Consider the following 16,664-nt stretch of genomic DNA (forward strand, 5'->3'; position numbering starts at 1 on the left):
AAATTAGCGCCTGTCGTCGGGGGCCGCGACCCGGTTTTGACTCTGCGCTAGTGGCTGCGCCGTGCCCGGCGCAGGGCCACGCCAAAGGCCTTGGCGAAACTTGATTTGTCGGCGGTGGACAAGAACGCCCCGAGTTCCACTTCCCCCTGGCCCGAGCGCAGGAAAACGCCGGTCGTCCGCTCGAACGAATCGCGTTGCAGCCGCAGCCGTACCTGGGCCGGGTCGAAACGCTGCAATTGCCGCTCGAGGCCCGGAGCACTCGTGGTCACTTCCAACTGGTCGGGCCAGAGCGTCACCTGCTGGCTGACGCGTTGCTGGCGCGATTGCCGGAGACTCATGGCCACGAGCCCGCCGGCGGCGAGGCCATAGGCGACAAGGCCGGGCACCACGAATTCGGGAATGGCAATGAGGAAGGGCGTGCCCACGATCGCGGCAACCACCAGCGCAATCCATCCGCCTGTCGTGCGGAGCGATCCATCGGGCCGCAGGGTGGCGGCAAATAGCGGGCTGGTTGTGGTGACTTGCATCGCTTCGCCTCTTGGCTGAAATACTGCCAGAAAAACGGGGCCGAGAGAATGCCGAGACCCAAAAAAGTGAAAATGCTGGGCCGGGCGGCGGCGGAAGCCATCTTCGAGCGCTTCCACGAGATCGAGCCAGAGCCCAAGGGCGAGCTCGATTATGTCAATGCCTTCACCCTCCTTGTGGCGGTGGTGCTCTCGGCCCAGGCTACCGATGCGGGAGTGAACAAGGCGACCAAACGCCTCTTCGAATTGGCGCCGTCTCCCGAGGCCATGGTGGTGCTGGGCGTCGAACAGATCACCGAACTGGTCAAGACCATCGGGCTTTATCGTGGCAAGGCGAAGAACGTCTTCGCCCTCTCCCAACTGCTGATCGAACGGCATGGCGGCGAAGTCCCTGCCGACCGCGAAGCCCTCGAAGCGCTGCCCGGCGTCGGCCGCAAGACCGCCAATGTGGTGCTCAATATCTACTTCAAGCAGCCGACCATCGCGGTGGATACCCACCTCTTCCGCGTCGGCAATCGCACCGGCCTCGCGCCCGGCAAGACGCCGCTCGATGTGGAAAAGGCGCTGACCAAACAGGTGCCCGAGCGCTTCATGCTCCACGCCCATCACTGGCTGATCCTGCATGGCCGCTATATCTGTAAGGCCCGCAAGCCCGAATGCTGGCGCTGCCCGATCCGGGAGTGGTGCCTGTTCAAGCCCAAGACGCCCTTGCCGGTGGGACGGTAGCAGGGCTCATATGTTCGTCGTCACCACCCGGCTTGACCGGGTGGTCCATGGATTGCCCGGTCAAGCCGGGCAATGACGAAGGAAGTGATGGCGTTCCGAAGGTGCGGGGCTAGCTCCCATAGCCCCGCGCCATCATCGCGGCAAAGATCGGGATCAGCACCAGCACTGCGGCCTGGAGGTGCAGGAAGCGTCGGTTGCGGGAAATCTCCTCGGCGGGCGGAGCATATTCGGCAATGCCTTCCCCGGCTTTGACCCAGCGCCGCACCGCCATGGTCGGCGGCATGGTGAGGAGGCCCATGACGAGGAACGCGCCCATCTTGCCCCAGAAGGCGTGGTTGCCGACATAATATTCCCAGCCGACGGCTCCGAAGATCACCCGGATGATGCCCACCACGATGACTACGCCCGCCACCGCGCCATAAGCGGCGTCGATCCGCGCGAGCTGCCCGATCCGGGCGCCGGCAAGGCCGGGCCGCAGCAGCGCGAACTCGGCGGCAAAAAGGGCCACAAGGGTAAAGACCGCCAGGTGATGCGCCGAGGCCAGAACCAGATCCCAATCCATGCCTTGGCTCCATGTTGACAGTGCTTACAATTTGAATCAGCATGTAATCAATGTCAACATCACCTTCCAACGGCCCCTATCACCATGGCAACCTGCGCCAGGCGCTGCTTGAGGCAGCGTTGATCATCCTCGACAAGCAGGGCGAGGCCGGGCTCGGACTGCGCGATCTGGCGCGCGCCGTCGGCGTGTCGCCGGCCGCCCCCTATCGTCACTTCGACAGCCGCGCCGCCCTGCTCGAAGCGCTGGCCGTAACTGGCTTCCAGCGTTTTTCGGCGCGCATGGAGGCAGTGGCGGCTTCCGAGCCGGAAAATCCGATGGCGGCCATGGGCAAGACCTATGTCGTCTTTGCCCTTCAAAACGCCAATCTCTTTCGCCTGATGTTCTCGCCGCAGTTGAAGAAGGACGCCCGGCCGGGCCTGGCCATGGCCGCTAATGCCGCCTTCGATACGTTGCGTCATGTCATCGGCGGCGATGTCGGCTCGGGCCGCATCAGGGCGCTGGCCGCCTGGGCCAAGGTCCATGGCCTTGCCGTGCTGCTGCTCGATGGTCAGATCGCCTTGCGCGCCGGCGAAGACACCGAGGCGTTGATCGAGGAAATTCTGTCGAGCCTTTGACCTGTTCAGGCGGCGTTGGCGGTCCGATCGCGCACTTGCTCGATGAGGCGGCGGTAATAGACGATGATCGAGCCGATACGCTTGGCGTGATCGGGGTGCTGCAACCCCAGGTCGACCAGCTCGCGCGCCTCGTCGTGGAGGATGTCGATAATGTCCTCCTTCTGCGTCGATACCGTGCTCATCCAGGCCCAGGCGCGCAGCTTGCGGCATGAATGTTTCAGCCTGTTGTCCAGCTCCTGGGAAGTCAGCATGGCGTGTCCCTGTCTCCTGTCAGCGAAAACCTTGGACGCCGACGTCAGTTCCCCCGCCAGGATGACATGGTGAACGAGAGGTTGACGGCACGGTCCTGCGGCCGGCGGCACATACCGGAATGCCCGGAAACCGTTGCCCGCTGCGCCATCATGCTCTAAACCGGCTCACGGCCCTTTTGACCCAAACCCGGACCGTCCCCCACATGACCCAGACCCGCTTCGACGTGCTGACCATCGGCAATGCCATTGTCGACATCATCGCTCCGGTCGAACCCGGCTTTATCGAGCGCGAGGGCATGAAAGAGGGGATCATGCACCTGATCGATACCGATCGGGCCGAGGACCTCTATTCCAAGATGCCGCTGGGCCGGCAGCAGATTTCCGGTGGCTCGGCCGCCAATACCGCCGCGGGTGTCGCCTCGCTGGGCGGCCGTGCCGCGTTTGTCGGCAAGGTGGCCGACGATCCCCTGGGCGACGTGTTCGATGCCGACCTCACCCAGATCGGTGTCCACTACAATACCTCGCGCCTCAAGAATGGCGCGCTCACCGCCCGTTCGATGATCTTCGTCTCACCCGATGGCGAGCGCACCATGAATACCTATCTCGGTGCCTGCCACGAACTGACCGAGCGCGACATCAACCCCGATGAAATCGGCGGCTCGGCCATCACCTATATGGAAGGCTTTTTGTGGGATCCGGTCGAGGCCAAGAAAGCCTTCGTCCTGGCCGCCCACTATGCCCACAAGAACGAGCGCGCTGCCGCCTTCACTCTGTCCGACCCGTTCTGTGTCGATCGCTATCGCGCCGAATTCCTCGATCTCATCCGCTCGAAGACCATCGACTACGTCTTTGCCAATGTGAATGAGCTCAAGTCCCTGTACGAAACCGATGACCTCGGCACCGCCGTGCGCGAAATCGCCAAGGATGCGGAAGTCGCCGCCATCACCATGGGCGCCGAGGGCGCCATGGCCGTGTTCAATGGCGAAGTCATCTCGGTCCCGGCCTACCCGGTCGACAAGGTGGTGGATGCCACCGGCGCCGGCGACCTCTTCGCCTCCGGCTTCCTCCTCGGCCTCGCCCGCGGCCAGACAATGGATTCGGCACTCAAGACCGGATGCCTCGCCGCCTCCGAAGTCATCAGCCACATCGGCGCAAGGCCGCAGATCGACCTGTCCGAACTGACCCAGAAGCACGGGCTGGTGGGGTACGACTACTCGCCTCTAGGCAATCAATAGCGCCAACTTGGTGCGGCGCATTGCAAGCGCAGACCCGGTGAACACAGTCGGCCTGTGCCACTGGTGAAGTAGCCGACTTATCCACCCATCCGGCTGCAATGCGATCATCCCGTTCCAACGGGGTGATCAACTCTTGCGGCAGGCCATGAGACTCGCGATACGATACCCCAACGCCACCATCTACATCATTGAGATCAAACCCAATGACCACAATCGTTGAGGTCAAGCGCTGGACGCGCCCGTTCCTGGCGCGCCATCCTGATTTCGCTCAGATCGGCCGACTGATCGTTCTGCCTGAGGTGGATCATTTCATTCGGGTTTCTTCATCGACCGGACCAGCTCGAAACAGCTGGCAACAGTGCATTGTTTTGATGATCCGCTATACGAAATGCACCATGTGCCTGCATTCATGTGGAGCAGACAGTTGGATGTCCCGCCTTCCGACGATCCGAGCTTTCAAAAGCAATTCGAGATGGCTCTTGAGGACGGCCTTCGATTGGGCTTAGCGGAAATTACGTCTATTGAGGCGTTTGTCGAAGAAAACAGCAGGGTCAGTTCGCGGTTTTTTGGTCCAAGTGCCTTGCCGAATTACAACGGCCGCTATGGTCGGGCCTTGGCCGCTATGGGCCGTTTCGATGAAGCCGAGCCCCTGCTTGCGCAGGACTTGGCTGACGATCCCGTATCACGGCGGGCGGCAAACCCAGGCATGCCGGCGCGGTATTTCGATGTGGCGCCGGACGGTGTGGAATGCCATGCCTATCACGCACAGCTGCTGGACCTGGTGCGAGCGAGGGACGGCAACAGGGTTGCCGTTCTGCTCAGGGAATGTGAGAGGCTTCAGGCCGAGCGTTGGAAGGTGGGACACCTTTGGAGGCCAATCGCGTTTCCGGTGGAGGGGTTCGCCTGAGAGCGCTTCTAAGCCACGCTCACCCGTTGCCCCGTCTTCCCATCCATCTCCGCCAAAATCGCTTTCGCCGCTGCGGCGGGATCGGCGGCGCCGATGATCGGGCGCGCCACCACCAGGTGCGAGGCGCCGGCATTGAGCGCGTCGACCGGAGTCATGGCGCGCTTCTGATCGCCGAGTTCCGCGCCGACGGGACGGATGCCGGGCGTCACGACAGCCATTTTCGAGCCGACAATGGTGCGCACCATTTCGGCTTCCTGCCCGGAGGCGACGATGCCGCCTATGCCGGCTTCCTTGGCCTGCTGGGCGCGGAGCGCCACGAGACCGGACGCGTCGCGGGCATAGCCGGCTTCCTTGACGTCCTCGTCGTCCATCGAGGTCAGCACGGTGACGCCGAGCACGGTCAGGCTCGATCCTTGGGCCGCCTTCTGCGCGGCGCGCATGGTTTTGGGATAGGCGTGGACGGTCAGCATGGCCGCGCCGGTTTCGGCAAAGGCGGCGACGCCCTTTTCGACGGTGTTGTCGATGTCGAGCAGTTTGAGATCGAAGAACACCTTCTTGCCCGCCGCGATCAGCGCCTTGCCCAGGTTGTAGCCGTCTGCGCCATAAAAGCACTGGTAGCCGATCTTGTAGAAGTCGACGCTGTCTCCCAGCAGTGCGACGATCTCCTCCGCGCGCGCGCGTGACGAAACGTCGAGGCCCACGATCAACTGGCCAGCCATGGTCTTCATCCTTTGTGCTGATTTGCTCTCCGCTCTCACACATCGCTCGCAAGAGCAAGCCCCGTCTTGATCCTATGGCGCCATAACGGGCTTGCGGCGCCTTGCTATGGCGTCATATCAGGCGGCTTTCGCTTGGGCTTTCAGGATTTTGACATGCAGCAGCAGGCATTGGCGGCCATGGTGGCCTGGATGCGGCTCGACACCGCTCTCAAGGCCTTCGAACTCGATCTCAAGCGGCGATACAACATCACCACGCTGCAACTGGCCGTGCTGCACATCGTCTCCGAGCGTCCGCACATTCCCCTCGCCGCCCTGCGCAAGGCGCTGCTGGCCCATGCCGCGACCCTCGGGCAGGCGGTCGATGATTTGCGACGCAAGGGCTTGTGCCAGGTGCGCTCCAATCCCGAGGACCGGCGCGCCCGCAATGTCTCGATCACCGAAGCCGGGTCGGCGCTGGTTGCCGCCATGCCCATGGCCGGCCCCATGCGGTTGCGCGATGTCGAGGGCGAAACCGACCGCCTTGATCGGCTCGCCCCGGCCCTTGGCGACGCGCTGGAGCTTTTTGGCCTCGAGCCTTGGACCGGGCGATAGGGTTCAGGCGAACCAGTCGCGTCCGATTTCCTCCATCGGCGTCCAGTCGGTCAGCAACTGCTTGGTCGCGAGATCGAAGAGAAAGCCATTGCCGCCGCCTGGCGCGCCGATCCTGCCCTGGTCTTCCTCGCGCGAAATCCGCCGATCGCCGATCCGGCATTTGAGCAGAGTGCCCACCGCGCCATGGCCGCAGAAGATCACCGACGTCCCAACCGGGACCGAGGCCAATGCGGTGCGCACGGTGGCAACGATCCGCGCCTGGGCGTCAATGGCCCGCTCCCAGCCATCGGCGCTTTGCTGCGGCTGGGCAAAGAACCGGTCGGCATGGGCTTCAAATAAAGCCGGCGGCAGGAAGCCGGTGGCGCTGCGGTCGTTCTCGCCCATCTGGTGGTCCGACATGACGGGCGTGCCGGCAGCGGCGGCGACGAGCTCGGCCAGTTCCAGTGCCTTGGTCTCGCGGCTCGAAAACACCATGGCCCCTATAGGGATCACCCCACGCCCGGCAAAGGCCTCGGCACGGGCCCGGCCGACGGGAGACAGCCCCCACAGCGGCACCGGTACGGCCGCATCGATCTGGACCTGGGGATGGGTGAGATAGAGCGCGCGCAATCCTATCCCCGGCTGAAATGGGTGAGTTCGCTGACCATTTGGTCGACCTTGCGGATGATGGCCGGCTCCACCGGGTCGCCCTTGGCGTCGAAGGCATCCTCGGCCGGGCCGATGCCGAGCAGCGTCGGGACAATCAGTGTCCCCACCTTGGTGAGGCTGTCACGCAGGTGGCTCAAGGACCATATGGTGCCATACTTTCCCGAGGAAACGCCGCCAATGCCGAACACGGCGTGGCGGAACGGGCTCGGCTTCTGCCGCGAGAGCCAGGTCACGGTATTGACCAAGAGCGGCGGCACGCCGCCATTATATTCGGGCGTGGCGATGAAGACGATGTCGTGGCTGCGCCACATCTCGGCCAGCCGCCCTGCCGCCTCGGGCACATTGTCCGGCTCGAGATCCTCGTTGAAGATGGGCATGTCGAAATCCGCGAGGTCGATTTCGGTCACCGCCACGCCGGCAGCGCCGAGCTTGCGACCCATATGCTGTTGCAGCACGCGGTTATAGGACCCCTTGCGGATGGACCCCGAAAGGGTGAGCGCCGTCTTCATTTCGTCTCCGTCGATAATCAATGTCGAACCCGGCGCCGCTCCCTCGTCGCCTTGGCAGAGCGACTGCACGAAGCTAGGCTCATCAGATCATTGAGGAAACCATCATGTCCACGTCGATTTTCATCAACGTCCCCGTGCGCGATCTTGAAGCCTCCAAGGCCTATTTCAAGGCGCTGGGTTTCGACCACAATCCCCAGTTCACCGACGAGACCGCGGCTTCCATCGTCATCAGCGACACGATCTACGTGATGCTCTTGACTCACGATAAGTTCACCGAGTTTTCCGGCAAGCCGGTTCCCGATGCCAGGACGCAGATCGCTGCGCTCTATGCCCTCACCTGCGACAGCCGCGAACATGTCGACCGCCTTGCCGACGCCGCGCTCAAGGCTGGTGGCACCGAGCAGCGGGAGGCTCAGGACTACGGCTTCATGTATGGCCGCGCCATCGCCGATCTCGATGGCCATGTCTGGGAATATACCTGGATGGACATGAGCCAGTTCCCGACCGAATAAGACCGGTGCGGGGCCGGTCTGGCCGGCCCTGCCCTAACCGAGGCGAAGCCAGCGCCGGACGAGCCGCTTATATTGCTCGCGCTGGTAGCGGTAGAAGTGGGCATTGGTCATCAGGTGCCGGTAGGTGCGCTTGAAGGCGACGCGCGACCAGGGCCACCAGGGCCGGCTGTCCGACGAATAGTGCAGGATGTGCGGGTCGAAGACCTCATGCGCCGGCTCGGGATTCTGCATGTTCCAGCGCGGATCGAGCTCCAGGAACTGCCCCTTCAGCACATAGTTGAGAATGTCCTGGTCGTAGTAGAACTGCTCCAGCTCCTCGGCCGGCAGCGCGCTGATGCCGGCGACGAAGTCGATCCTCGCATAGCGCTCGAGATCGATCAGCATGACCCCGGCATTGTAATAGGGCTCGGTCATGGAAAAGGCCGAACGCGCCCGAAGGTCGGTGCCGGCAATGCAATGCATCCGGTCCGGCTGCAGCACGGCGGCTATGACCTTGCCCTGCATGTCCATCGAAAGGAGATTTTCGATCGGATTGCGCACAAAGGTATCGGCGTCGATATAAAGGACGCGTTTCGTCTCTGCCGGCAGCATTTCCGCCAGGAACAGCCGCACATAGACGATTGGGTTGAGCCGCTTCATGCGGATGCGCGGAAAGGCGGCGATGCGCCCGCCCAGGATGTCGCTTTCCTTGAGATCCACCAGCCGGACCTCGGCGCCATAGTCCGCGGCGATGGATTCGATCGGCGCACGGTTCTCCGGCAGAAGACCGGTATGGAACACGTGGAAGCGCAGGCTCTTCGGGTCGCGGCTGGTGAGGCAGAGCGAGCGCATGGTCGCATAGCCCGGTCCCCAGAAATTGTCGTCAAAGGTCAGGACGATGTCATGCACGGCGTGTGGTCCCCCAGACCTGCTGCGCGGGGCCCGAGTGAGCCGCGCCTTCGTGCCACTCGACCTTAGGTCTCGTGGCCTTGAGCCCTCAAATCACGCCACTGGCGTGATTTGGCGCGCAGCGCCGGGCTCAAGCCTCGAACATTTTCTTGAGCTTGTCGAAGAAGCCGCCCGAGGTCGGGTTGGTCTCCTCGGTTTCGAGCCGCGCGAATTCTTCCAGCAGCTCGCGCTGGCGCTTGCTGAGGTTCTGCGGCGTCTCGATGTCGAGCTGCACATAGAGATCGCCGACATCCTTCGAACGCAGCACCGGCATGCCCTTGCCCTTGAGGCGGACGCGCTGGCCCGGCTGGGTGCCGGCCGGCACCTTCACCTTGGCGCGCGACTGGTCGAGCGTCGGCACTTCGAATTCGCCGCCCAGGGCCGCCGTGGTCATGGCAATGGGCACGCGGGCATAAAGGTCGGCGCCATCGCGCTGGAACAATTGGTGCGGCTTGATCGAAACAAAGATGTAGAGGTCGCCCGGCGGTCCGCCGCGCAAGCCGGCCTCGCCTTCATTGGCAAGCCGGATGCGGGTGCCGTCCTCGATGCCCTTGGGCACGTCGACCGAAAGCTTCCGGTTCTGCTGCCTGCGGCCCTGGCCACCGCAATCGGTGCAGGGCTGGTCCATCATCTGGCCACGGCCCTGGCAGACCGGGCAGGTGCGCTCGATGGTGAAAAAGCCCTGGGCTGCACGCACCTTGCCATGGCCGTTGCACTGCCGGCAGGTATGGGTGCCGGTGCCGGGCTTGGCGCCGGAACCCTCGCAGGTCTCGCAGGATGCCAGGGTCGGCACGTCGATCTCGACGGTGCGGCCCTCGAAACTTTCCTCGAGGTCGATCTCGAGATTGTACCTGAGGTCCGAGCCCCGCATCCGCGCGGCGCCACCGCCTCCACCGCGGCGGCCTCCGCCACCCATGAAGTCGCCGAAAATGTCCTCGAAAATGTCGGACATGGACGAGGTGAATTCAGGCCCGAAGCCACCGCCGCCGCCCCGGCCGCCATTCTCGAAGGCCGCGTGGCCGAAGCGGTCATAGGCGGCGCGCTTCTGCGGGTCCTTCAGCGTGTCATAAGCTTCGTTGATTTCCTTGAACTTGCCTTCCGCCTCTGCATTGCCCGGATTGCGGTCCGGGTGAAACTGCATGGCGAGCTTGCGATAGGCACTCTTGAGGGCCGCGTCGTCGGCGCCCTTCTGGCAGCCGAGCACCTCGTAGAAATCGCGTTTGGCCAAGGTCTATTCTTTCAAATTCGCCGCGCCGGTCTGGTCGTCGCGCTGGTGGGAATATGCAAAAGCCGGCTAGGCCGGCCCGTTTACCCGCATATGGGCAGGCGCGCGGGTATTAGCAAGGGTGGCGGGGCGGGACAAGGATTCACGTGAAACGAAGAAGTGTGGGCGGGCCATGGCGGATCCACGAATCCCTCCATTCCCTCGTCGTTGCCCGGCTCGTCCGGGCAATCCATGCCATGCCTCAAATTCCCAACAACCAGTCCGAAACGTCTTTCCACTCGGGATTGGCGGCCTCGATGAGGTTGACCTTCCATTGCCGAGGCCACCGATTGATTTCTTTTTCTCGCCGGATGGCCGCAACCACGAGATCATGCTGCTCGATCCAGACTAGTGTTTTGACGCCGTAGCGAGACGTAAATCCCGGCGTCAGGCTGTGCTGGTGCTCGAACCAGCGACGCGAAGGGTTGGAGGTCACGCCTGTATAGAGCGTGCCGTTTTTCTTGGACGCGAGAATGTAGACGTATCCCCCCTCATGCAATGAGCTTGCCGCGAAATGGACCACCCGGACAAGCCGGGTGGTGACGATGGGGGTGGAAGCGGGGACTGTCCCCGCCTTCGTCATTGCCGGCTATCCTCGGGCCTGACCCGGGGACCGGCAATCCACCTTCCTTGTCCCCCAAAAACAAAGACCCCGGTGTTTCCACCGGGGCCTCGTCATTCACTCAGATCAAACTTACGCCGACTTCTTGTCGTCGCCGTCGTCCTTGACCTCTTCAAAGTCGGCGTCGACGACGTCGTCTTCATCCTCGTCGCGGGTGCCGTTGGCCTTGGCTTCGGCTTCGGCCTGCGATGCCTTGTACATGGCTTCGCCAAGCTTCATCGAGGCTTCCGCCAGGGTCGCGGTCTTTTCCTTGATGGCTTCGGCATCGTCCCCATCCAGCACCGACTTGAGGTCGGCAATGGCAGTTTCGATGGCACCCTTGTCCTCGGCCGAAACCTTGTCGCCATAGTCCTTGAGCGACTTTTCAGTCGAGTGGACCAGCGACTCGCCCTGGTTCCGGGCTTCCACCGCTTCGCGCTTGCGCTTGTCGGCTTCGGCATTGGCCTCGGCGTCCTTGACCATCTTTTCGATGTCGGCGTCGCTGAGACCACCCGAGGCCTGGATGCGGATCTGCTGTTCCTTGCCGGTGCCCTTGTCCTTGGCCGACACGTTGACGATGCCATTGGCGTCGATGTCGAAGGTCACTTCGATCTGCGGCACGCCGCGCGGGGCGGGCGGAATGCCGGCCAGGTCGAAGTTGCCGAGCAGCTTGTTGTCAGCCGCCATTTCGCGCTCGCCCTGGAAGACGCGGATGGTCACCGCATTCTGGTTGTCTTCGGCAGTCGAGAAGGTCTGGCTCTTCTTGGTCGGGATCGTGGTATTGCGATCGATGAGGCGGGTGAAGACGCCACCCAGCGTTTCGATACCCAGCGACAGCGGCGTCACGTCGAGCAGCAGCACGTCCTTGACGTCGCCCTGCAGCACGCCGCCCTGGATGGCAGCGCCAAGCGCCACGACTTCGTCCGGGTTGACGCCCTTGTGCGGCTCCTTGCCGAACAGCTGCTTAACCGCTTCCTGCACCTTGGGCATGCGGCTCATGCCGCCCACCAGCACAACTTCGTCGATCTGGCTGGCCGAAACGCCGGCATCCTTCATCGCCTGCTTGCACGGGTCGATGGTGCGCTGGATCAAGTCATCCACGAGGCTTTCGAGCTTGGAGCGCGAGAGCTTGAGGGTCAGGTGCTTCGGACCCGAAGCGTCGGCGGTGATGAAGGGCAGGTTGATTTCGGTCTGCGTCGCGCTCGAAAGCTCGATCTTGGCCTTTTCGGCAGCTTCCTTGAGGCGCTGCAGCGCGAGCTTGTCGGACCTGAGGTCGATGCCCTGCTCCTTCTTGAACTCGTCGGCCAGATAATCGACGAGGCGCATGTCGAAATCTTCGCCACCGAGGAAGGTGTCGCCATTGGTGGACTTCACCTCGAAGACGCCATCGCCGATCTCGAGGATCGACACGTCGAAGGTACCGCCGCCGAGGTCATAGACCGCGATGGTGCCCGAATTCTTCTTGTCGAGGCCGTAGGCCAGTGCGGCCGCAGTCGGCTCGTTGATGATGCGCAGCACTTCGAGGCCGGCAATCTTGCCCGCGTCCTTGGTGGCCTGGCGCTGCGAATCGTTGAAATAGGCCGGCACGGTGATCACGGCCTGGGTCACGGTCTCGCCGAGATAGCTTTCGGCGGTTTCCTTCATCTTCTGCAGCACCATGGCCGAAACCTGGCTGGGCGAATACTTGTCGCCATTGGCTTCGACCCAGGCGTCGCCATTGTCGGCCTTGGTGATCTTGAAGGGCACCAGGTCCTTGTCCTTGGCCACGACCTTGTCGTCATAGCGACGGCCGATCAGGCGCTTGACGGCGAACAGGGTATTTTCGGGATTGGTGACCGCCTGGCGCTTGGCCGGCTGGCCGACGAGGCGCTCGCCGTCCTTGGAGAACGCGACCATGGACGGCGTCGTGCGCGCGCCTTCCGCATTCTCGATCACCTTGGGATTGGAGCCGTCCATGACGGCCACGCAGCTATTGGTCGTGCCGAGGTCGATACCGATAACTTTTGCCATAACTCTTGCCTCTCATTCAGCGAACCCACCACGAAGCCCTCTCAGCGAAAGCAGCTTCCTGGCCCCTCTAAGGGCCGGGGTCCCTCGTAGGTTTCAAATCGCCCCCTTCGGGGCCTCGGGGGGTATATAGGGGGGTGCCGGGAAGGCTTCAAGCACGGCGCGGAAGCGTTTCGAGCAAAAGTGGCAGGGGCAGGCTGTACGTGGGCCGCCCGATTGCGTCAGGCGGCCCGTCGCTGGATCAGTCGTTGATCGTATAGGAATTGAGGCTGCAGATATCGATCGACGGTTCGATCAGTTCGGCGCCGTTGTCCATCACGAACTTGAAGTCATAGAGGCACTGGTCGGAGCCGTCGCCAATGGTGGCGGTCGCCTGGTAGCCGGCTTCGAGAATGCCGCTATCGCCCAGCAGGTCCTCGCCCCAGTAGTCCTCGTTGCTCGGTGTCGTGTAGAAATAGTGCAGGTCGTAGGAAGAGTTGTTGATGACCGTGAATTCCACGGTCTGTGCCGCGGCGGGCGCAATGCCGGCCACGAGCGCAAGGGCGGCAAGGCCACCCAGCAGATGCGTTTTCATGATGTGTCCCTCAAACCGGACGCGTTCTGCCCCCGGATCAGTATTATCTGCCACTGCCGAAGTAAGTCGCCAAGCCCCCGTCGCGGGGCGCGGTTAACCGCAGGAGCGCATTCCGCCGGTCCGCGAAATTGGCTAGAAGCGGGCCATGACCACACCCGGCACCGTGCTGCTGCACGACAATCTTGATCCCGACGGCCAAAGCCTGCTGTTTTCGCGGCCCCGCGAAGTGCTGGTGGCCCATGATGCCGCCGGGGCGCGCCAGGCCCTCGCCCGCCTCGCCGAGGCCGGCAGGGACGGTCTGTGGGCCGCCGGCTACCTGGCCTACGAACTGGGCTTCCTGTTCGAGGAGCGGCTGGAAGCGCTGTTGCCCGAGCGAAGCGCCACGCCGCTTCTGTGGTTCGGGCTTTACGACGCGCCCGAGCGCCCCAACGTCGCCGGCGTCGCGACGCTGCTCGATGGCGCTGCCGAGGGCAGAGCCACTGGGCTTTCACCCTCGCTTGACTTCGAAACCTATAGGCAGGCCTTCGAGCGGGTCGAGGCACTAATCGCGGCCGGCGATACCTATCAGGTCAACCTCACCCTGCGCGCCCGCTTTGCGCTTGAGGGCGATCCTCTCGGCCTCTACCGGACCCTCGCCCAGAGCCAGCGCGTCGCCTATGGCGCCTATATCCATGCCGGCGATCATTATGCCTTGTCGCGTTCGCCCGAGCTTTTCGTCTCCGGCACAGGGGACCGGCTCAAGGCGCGCCCGATGAAGGGCACCTTGAAACGCGGCCGCACCCTGGCCGAGGACGAAGCCGGCCGCGTCGCCCTGGCCGCCGACGAGAAAAATCGCGCCGAAAACCTGATGATCGTCGATCTTCTGCGCAACGATCTCGGCCGCATCGCCCGAGTGGGCTCGGTCGAGGTCACCGACCTCTTCACGGTGGAAACCTTTTCGAGCCTTCACACCATGACCTCTGGGATCGAGGCGCGCAAACTGCCCGATATCGGCATTCTCGACGTGCTGGAAAATCTCTTTCCCTGCGGCTCGGTCACCGGCGCCCCCAAATTGCGGGCCATGGAGATCATCCACGAGGTGGAGACCGAGGCCCGCGGCCTCTATACCGGTTCGGTCGGCTATATCGCGCCCGATGGCGATTTCGCCTTCAACGTTGCCATCCGCACCGCCGTCATCGATGCGTCCGGCAATGGGGTCATCGGCATCGGCGGCGGCATTGTCGCCGATTCCACGGCGCGCGACGAATATGACGAGGCGCTGCTCAAGCTCAAATTCCTGTCCGATCCCGCCCCGCCGGTGACGCTGATCGAAACCTTCAAATGGACGCCGGACGAAGGCTACGCGCTCCTTGATCGCCACCTCGACCGGCTCCTCGGCTCCGCCACCTATTTCGCCCTGCCCGTCACCCGCGCCTCCGCCACGGCTTTTCTTGCGGAGAAAGCCGGGGACTGGACCGGCCCCATGCGTGTGCGCCTGACGCTTGGCGGCACGGGCCTTGGCCTCACCGCCGTGCCCCTGCCCCCGACCCCGGAAAAGTTCCGCTTCGCCATTGCGGAGCACCGTCTCGATTCGGCCTCGATCTGGCTCGCGCACAAGACGACCAACCGCGCCTTTTACGACGAGCCGCGCCAGCGCGCCCATGACGAGAGGGGGCTCGACGAAGTCGTCTTCCTCAACGAGCGCGGCGAGCTGACCGAAGGCAGTTTTACCAATCTCTTCGTCGAGCGGGCCGGCCGCCTCGTCACCCCGCCGCTCGCCTCCGGCCTCCTCCCCGGCACGTTGCGGGCCGAGCTCCTCGCCACGGGCAAGGCAGAAGAAGGGGTCCTCACCCTTGCCGACCTTCGCCTTGCCGAGGCAATCTGGCTGGGCAATTCCGTGCGCGGCCTCGTGCCGGCAGAATGGGTAGACCGGGAGACCACATGACCATTGCCATAAGCCCCGAAGACGTCCTCGTCGTCGTCGACGTGCAATACGATTTCCTGCCCGGCGGCAGTCTCGCCGTAGCGGGTGGCGACGAGATCGTGCCGCTGATCAACCAGCTTGCCACGCGCTTCTCGCATGTCATCCTCACACAGGACTGGCACCCGGCCGACCACATTTCCTTTGCCAGCCAGCATCCCGGCAAGGCACCCTTCGAGACCACGGAACTCCATTACGGCACCCAGGTGCTCTGGCCCGACCATTGCGTCTGGCAGACCCGCGGCGCCGAGATCTCGCACGACCTCAAAATCCCCCACGCCCAACTGATCATCCGCAAGGGCCATAACCGGAGCATCGACAGCTATTCCGGCTTCCAGGAAGCCGACCGTGAAACCCTGACCGGCCTTGCCGGCTATCTTGGGGAACGCGATGTCGGCCGGCTTTACATCGTCGGCCTCGCTACTGATTTCTGCGTCGCCTGGACCGCGCTGGACGCCGCCGCCGGCGGCTTTGATGTCACCGTCATCGAGGACGCGACCCGCGCCATCGATTCCAACGGATCACTGGCAAGGGCCTGGACCGACATGGAAGAAGCCGGCGTCGAGCGGGTCATCAGCCGCGAGATTTTGGGGTAGCCCTCTTCACCCTCCCCCTTGCGGGGAGGGTAGCGCCGCTAGGCCGCCAGGCCTTAGCAAAGCTAGGGAGGGGGACCGGCTCGCACCTTGCTTGTGGCGCACCCCCTCCCAACCTCCCCCGTCACGGGGGAGGCGCCGGATCGAGTTTGTGGCGATCCCCCACCCACAACAAAAAGGGCGCCCGCCGGACGCCCTTTCCAAATCCGCAATCCCAAAATCTCAGGCGCTCTTGTCGACGCCATCGTCGCCGGCAGGGGCAGCCGCGCCGCCCTTCGCCACGCCCACCATGGCCGGACGCAGCACGCGCTCGCCGATGGCAAAGCCTTCCTGCACCACCTGCACCACCGTTCCCTCGGGAACATTGGGGTTGGGCACTTCGAACATGGCCTGGTGCTTGTGCGGGTCGAACTTCTGGCCCGCCGCTTCGATCGGCTTGACGCCATGCTTGGCCAAAAGCCGCTGCATTTCGCGGTCGGCAAGCTCGATGCCGTCGATCAGGCTCTTGAGCGACCCATCGGCGGTTTCGCGCACTTCGGCCGGGATCACCATCAGCGCGCGGCTCAGCGCATCGGTGGCGGTCAGCATGTCGCGGGCAAAGCCGGCAATGGCATAGGATCGCGTATCGGCCACGTCGCGCTCGGTGCGCTTGCGGAGGTTTTCCATCTCGGCATGGCTGCGCAGGACGCGATCCTTGAGCTCGGCATTCTCGGCGCGCAGCGCCTCGACGGGATCGACTTCCGGCGTCTCGGTCGCGGGGATTTCGGTTTCCGGCGTATCGCCCTGGGCGGCGTTTTCGTCGCTCATCTGGTCTTCTTTCCCAATTGGGTAAATCTCTTGCCCGCCATATCGGCCAAGCGGCTGGAAGTTTCAACCCTTGCCGCCGTCCCGCAGGGCAAATCGCTCCAGTGGAGCGACTTGAGGCGGGAAGGCCACGAAG

The 16,664-nt window shown here is 63.5% G+C and carries 20 protein-coding genes; 8 read left to right on the forward strand and 12 right to left on the reverse strand.

Annotated elements, in window-relative coordinates; translation table 11 throughout:
* Window positions 1-47: 47 nt before the first annotated feature.
* Window positions 48-527 (reverse strand): DUF2244 domain-containing protein, encoded by a 480-nt coding sequence (locus JEQ47_RS17965; RefSeq protein ID WP_198877790.1) that lies wholly within the window; start codon window positions 525-527, stop codon window positions 48-50.
* A gap of 48 nt (window positions 528-575) precedes the next feature.
* On the opposite strand from JEQ47_RS17965, the gene nth reads away from it, so the two are divergent.
* A complete protein-coding gene (gene nth / locus JEQ47_RS17970; RefSeq protein WP_198877791.1) occupies window positions 576-1,250 on the forward strand; it encodes an endonuclease III in 675 nt (224 codons plus the stop codon).
* Window positions 1,251-1,359: 109 nt separating this feature from the next.
* Here the strand turns inward: nth and JEQ47_RS17975 are convergent, their stop codons facing one another.
* Window positions 1,360-1,812, reverse strand: coding sequence for a DUF2214 family protein (locus tag JEQ47_RS17975; RefSeq protein WP_198877792.1), 453 nt, complete (start codon window positions 1,810-1,812; stop codon window positions 1,360-1,362).
* A 50-nt stretch (window positions 1,813-1,862) separates the two neighbouring features.
* Between JEQ47_RS17975 and JEQ47_RS17980 the strand changes: the two genes are divergently transcribed.
* Window positions 1,863-2,426 (forward strand): TetR/AcrR family transcriptional regulator, encoded by a 564-nt coding sequence (locus JEQ47_RS17980; RefSeq protein ID WP_198877793.1) that lies wholly within the window; start codon window positions 1,863-1,865, stop codon window positions 2,424-2,426.
* 5 nt (window positions 2,427-2,431) lie between these two features.
* Here the strand turns inward: JEQ47_RS17980 and JEQ47_RS17985 are convergent, their stop codons facing one another.
* Window positions 2,432-2,677 (reverse strand): hypothetical protein, encoded by a 246-nt coding sequence (locus JEQ47_RS17985; RefSeq protein ID WP_198877794.1) that lies wholly within the window; start codon window positions 2,675-2,677, stop codon window positions 2,432-2,434.
* 203 nt (window positions 2,678-2,880) lie between these two features.
* Here JEQ47_RS17985 and JEQ47_RS17990 point away from each other — a divergent pair, with 203 nt between their 5' ends.
* The gene (locus tag JEQ47_RS17990; protein ID WP_198877795.1) at window positions 2,881-3,912 is read left to right on the forward strand and encodes an adenosine kinase; all 1,032 of its coding nucleotides are present in this window, start codon (window positions 2,881-2,883) and stop codon (window positions 3,910-3,912) included.
* A gap of 424 nt (window positions 3,913-4,336) precedes the next feature.
* Window positions 4,337-4,819 carry a hypothetical protein gene (locus JEQ47_RS17995; RefSeq protein WP_198877796.1) on the forward strand — a complete coding sequence of 161 codons (483 nt, stop codon included), beginning with the start codon at window positions 4,337-4,339 and terminating at the stop codon, window positions 4,817-4,819.
* An 8-nt stretch (window positions 4,820-4,827) separates the two neighbouring features.
* Here the strand turns inward: JEQ47_RS17995 and pyrF are convergent, their stop codons facing one another.
* Complete coding sequence (gene pyrF / locus JEQ47_RS18000) at window positions 4,828-5,547, reverse strand: orotidine-5'-phosphate decarboxylase (RefSeq protein WP_198877797.1); 720 nt, start codon at window positions 5,545-5,547, stop codon at window positions 4,828-4,830.
* Between the two features lie 144 nt (window positions 5,548-5,691).
* Between pyrF and JEQ47_RS18005 the strand changes: the two genes are divergently transcribed.
* The gene (locus tag JEQ47_RS18005; RefSeq protein ID WP_198877798.1) at window positions 5,692-6,129 is read left to right on the forward strand and encodes a MarR family transcriptional regulator; all 438 of its coding nucleotides are present in this window, start codon (window positions 5,692-5,694) and stop codon (window positions 6,127-6,129) included.
* Window positions 6,130-6,132: 3 nt separating this feature from the next.
* Here the strand turns inward: JEQ47_RS18005 and JEQ47_RS18010 are convergent, their stop codons facing one another.
* Together JEQ47_RS18010 and JEQ47_RS18015 are read right to left on the reverse strand one after the other, a co-directional pair.
* Window positions 6,133-6,738 carry a histidine phosphatase family protein gene (locus JEQ47_RS18010; protein WP_198877799.1) on the reverse strand — a complete coding sequence of 202 codons (606 nt, stop codon included), beginning with the start codon at window positions 6,736-6,738 and terminating at the stop codon, window positions 6,133-6,135.
* A 2-nt stretch (window positions 6,739-6,740) separates the two neighbouring features.
* Window positions 6,741-7,286: an NADPH-dependent FMN reductase gene (locus JEQ47_RS18015; RefSeq protein WP_198877800.1), complete on the reverse strand. Its 546-nt coding sequence runs from the start codon at window positions 7,284-7,286 to the stop codon at window positions 6,741-6,743.
* Window positions 7,287-7,390: 104 nt separating this feature from the next.
* Between JEQ47_RS18015 and JEQ47_RS18020 the strand changes: the two genes are divergently transcribed.
* Window positions 7,391-7,798, forward strand: a complete 408-nt coding sequence (locus tag JEQ47_RS18020; RefSeq protein WP_198877801.1) for a VOC family protein — start codon at window positions 7,391-7,393, stop codon at window positions 7,796-7,798.
* Window positions 7,799-7,831: 33 nt separating this feature from the next.
* Here JEQ47_RS18020 and JEQ47_RS18025 read toward each other — a convergent pair whose 3' ends face one another.
* The 5 genes from JEQ47_RS18025 to JEQ47_RS18045 form a co-directional block, all read right to left on the reverse strand.
* Window positions 7,832-8,686 (reverse strand): glycosyltransferase family 8 protein, encoded by an 855-nt coding sequence (locus tag JEQ47_RS18025; RefSeq protein WP_198877802.1) that lies wholly within the window; start codon window positions 8,684-8,686, stop codon window positions 7,832-7,834.
* A gap of 130 nt (window positions 8,687-8,816) precedes the next feature.
* Window positions 8,817-9,953, reverse strand: coding sequence for a molecular chaperone DnaJ (dnaJ, locus tag JEQ47_RS18030; protein ID WP_198877803.1), 1,137 nt, complete (start codon window positions 9,951-9,953; stop codon window positions 8,817-8,819).
* 238 nt (window positions 9,954-10,191) lie between these two features.
* The gene (locus tag JEQ47_RS18035; RefSeq protein WP_198877804.1) at window positions 10,192-10,572 is read right to left on the reverse strand and encodes a GIY-YIG nuclease family protein; all 381 of its coding nucleotides are present in this window, start codon (window positions 10,570-10,572) and stop codon (window positions 10,192-10,194) included.
* 111 nt (window positions 10,573-10,683) lie between these two features.
* Window positions 10,684-12,600, reverse strand: a complete 1,917-nt coding sequence (gene dnaK / locus JEQ47_RS18040; protein WP_198877805.1) for a molecular chaperone DnaK — start codon at window positions 12,598-12,600, stop codon at window positions 10,684-10,686.
* Between the two features lie 238 nt (window positions 12,601-12,838).
* The gene (locus JEQ47_RS18045; RefSeq protein ID WP_198877806.1) at window positions 12,839-13,171 is read right to left on the reverse strand and encodes a hypothetical protein; all 333 of its coding nucleotides are present in this window, start codon (window positions 13,169-13,171) and stop codon (window positions 12,839-12,841) included.
* Between the two features lie 145 nt (window positions 13,172-13,316).
* On the opposite strand from JEQ47_RS18045, the gene pabB reads away from it, so the two are divergent.
* On the forward strand, window positions 13,317-15,095 hold the full coding sequence (gene pabB / locus JEQ47_RS18050; RefSeq protein ID WP_198877807.1) for an aminodeoxychorismate synthase component I: 1,779 nt from the start codon (window positions 13,317-13,319) through the stop codon (window positions 15,093-15,095).
* Window positions 15,092-15,727, forward strand: coding sequence for a bifunctional nicotinamidase/pyrazinamidase (gene pncA, locus JEQ47_RS18055; protein ID WP_236020936.1), 636 nt, complete (start codon window positions 15,092-15,094; stop codon window positions 15,725-15,727). The genes pabB and pncA overlap by 4 nt, the downstream gene beginning before the upstream one ends.
* Before the next feature lie 219 nt (window positions 15,728-15,946).
* Here the strand turns inward: pncA and grpE are convergent, their stop codons facing one another.
* On the reverse strand, window positions 15,947-16,531 hold the full coding sequence (gene grpE / locus JEQ47_RS18060; RefSeq protein ID WP_198877809.1) for a nucleotide exchange factor GrpE: 585 nt from the start codon (window positions 16,529-16,531) through the stop codon (window positions 15,947-15,949).
* Window positions 16,532-16,664 lie beyond the last annotated feature (133 nt).

The sequence above is a fragment of the Devosia sediminis genome (assembly GCF_016411825.1).
In the GTDB taxonomy this organism is placed as follows: domain Bacteria; phylum Pseudomonadota; class Alphaproteobacteria; order Rhizobiales; family Devosiaceae; genus Devosia; species Devosia sediminis.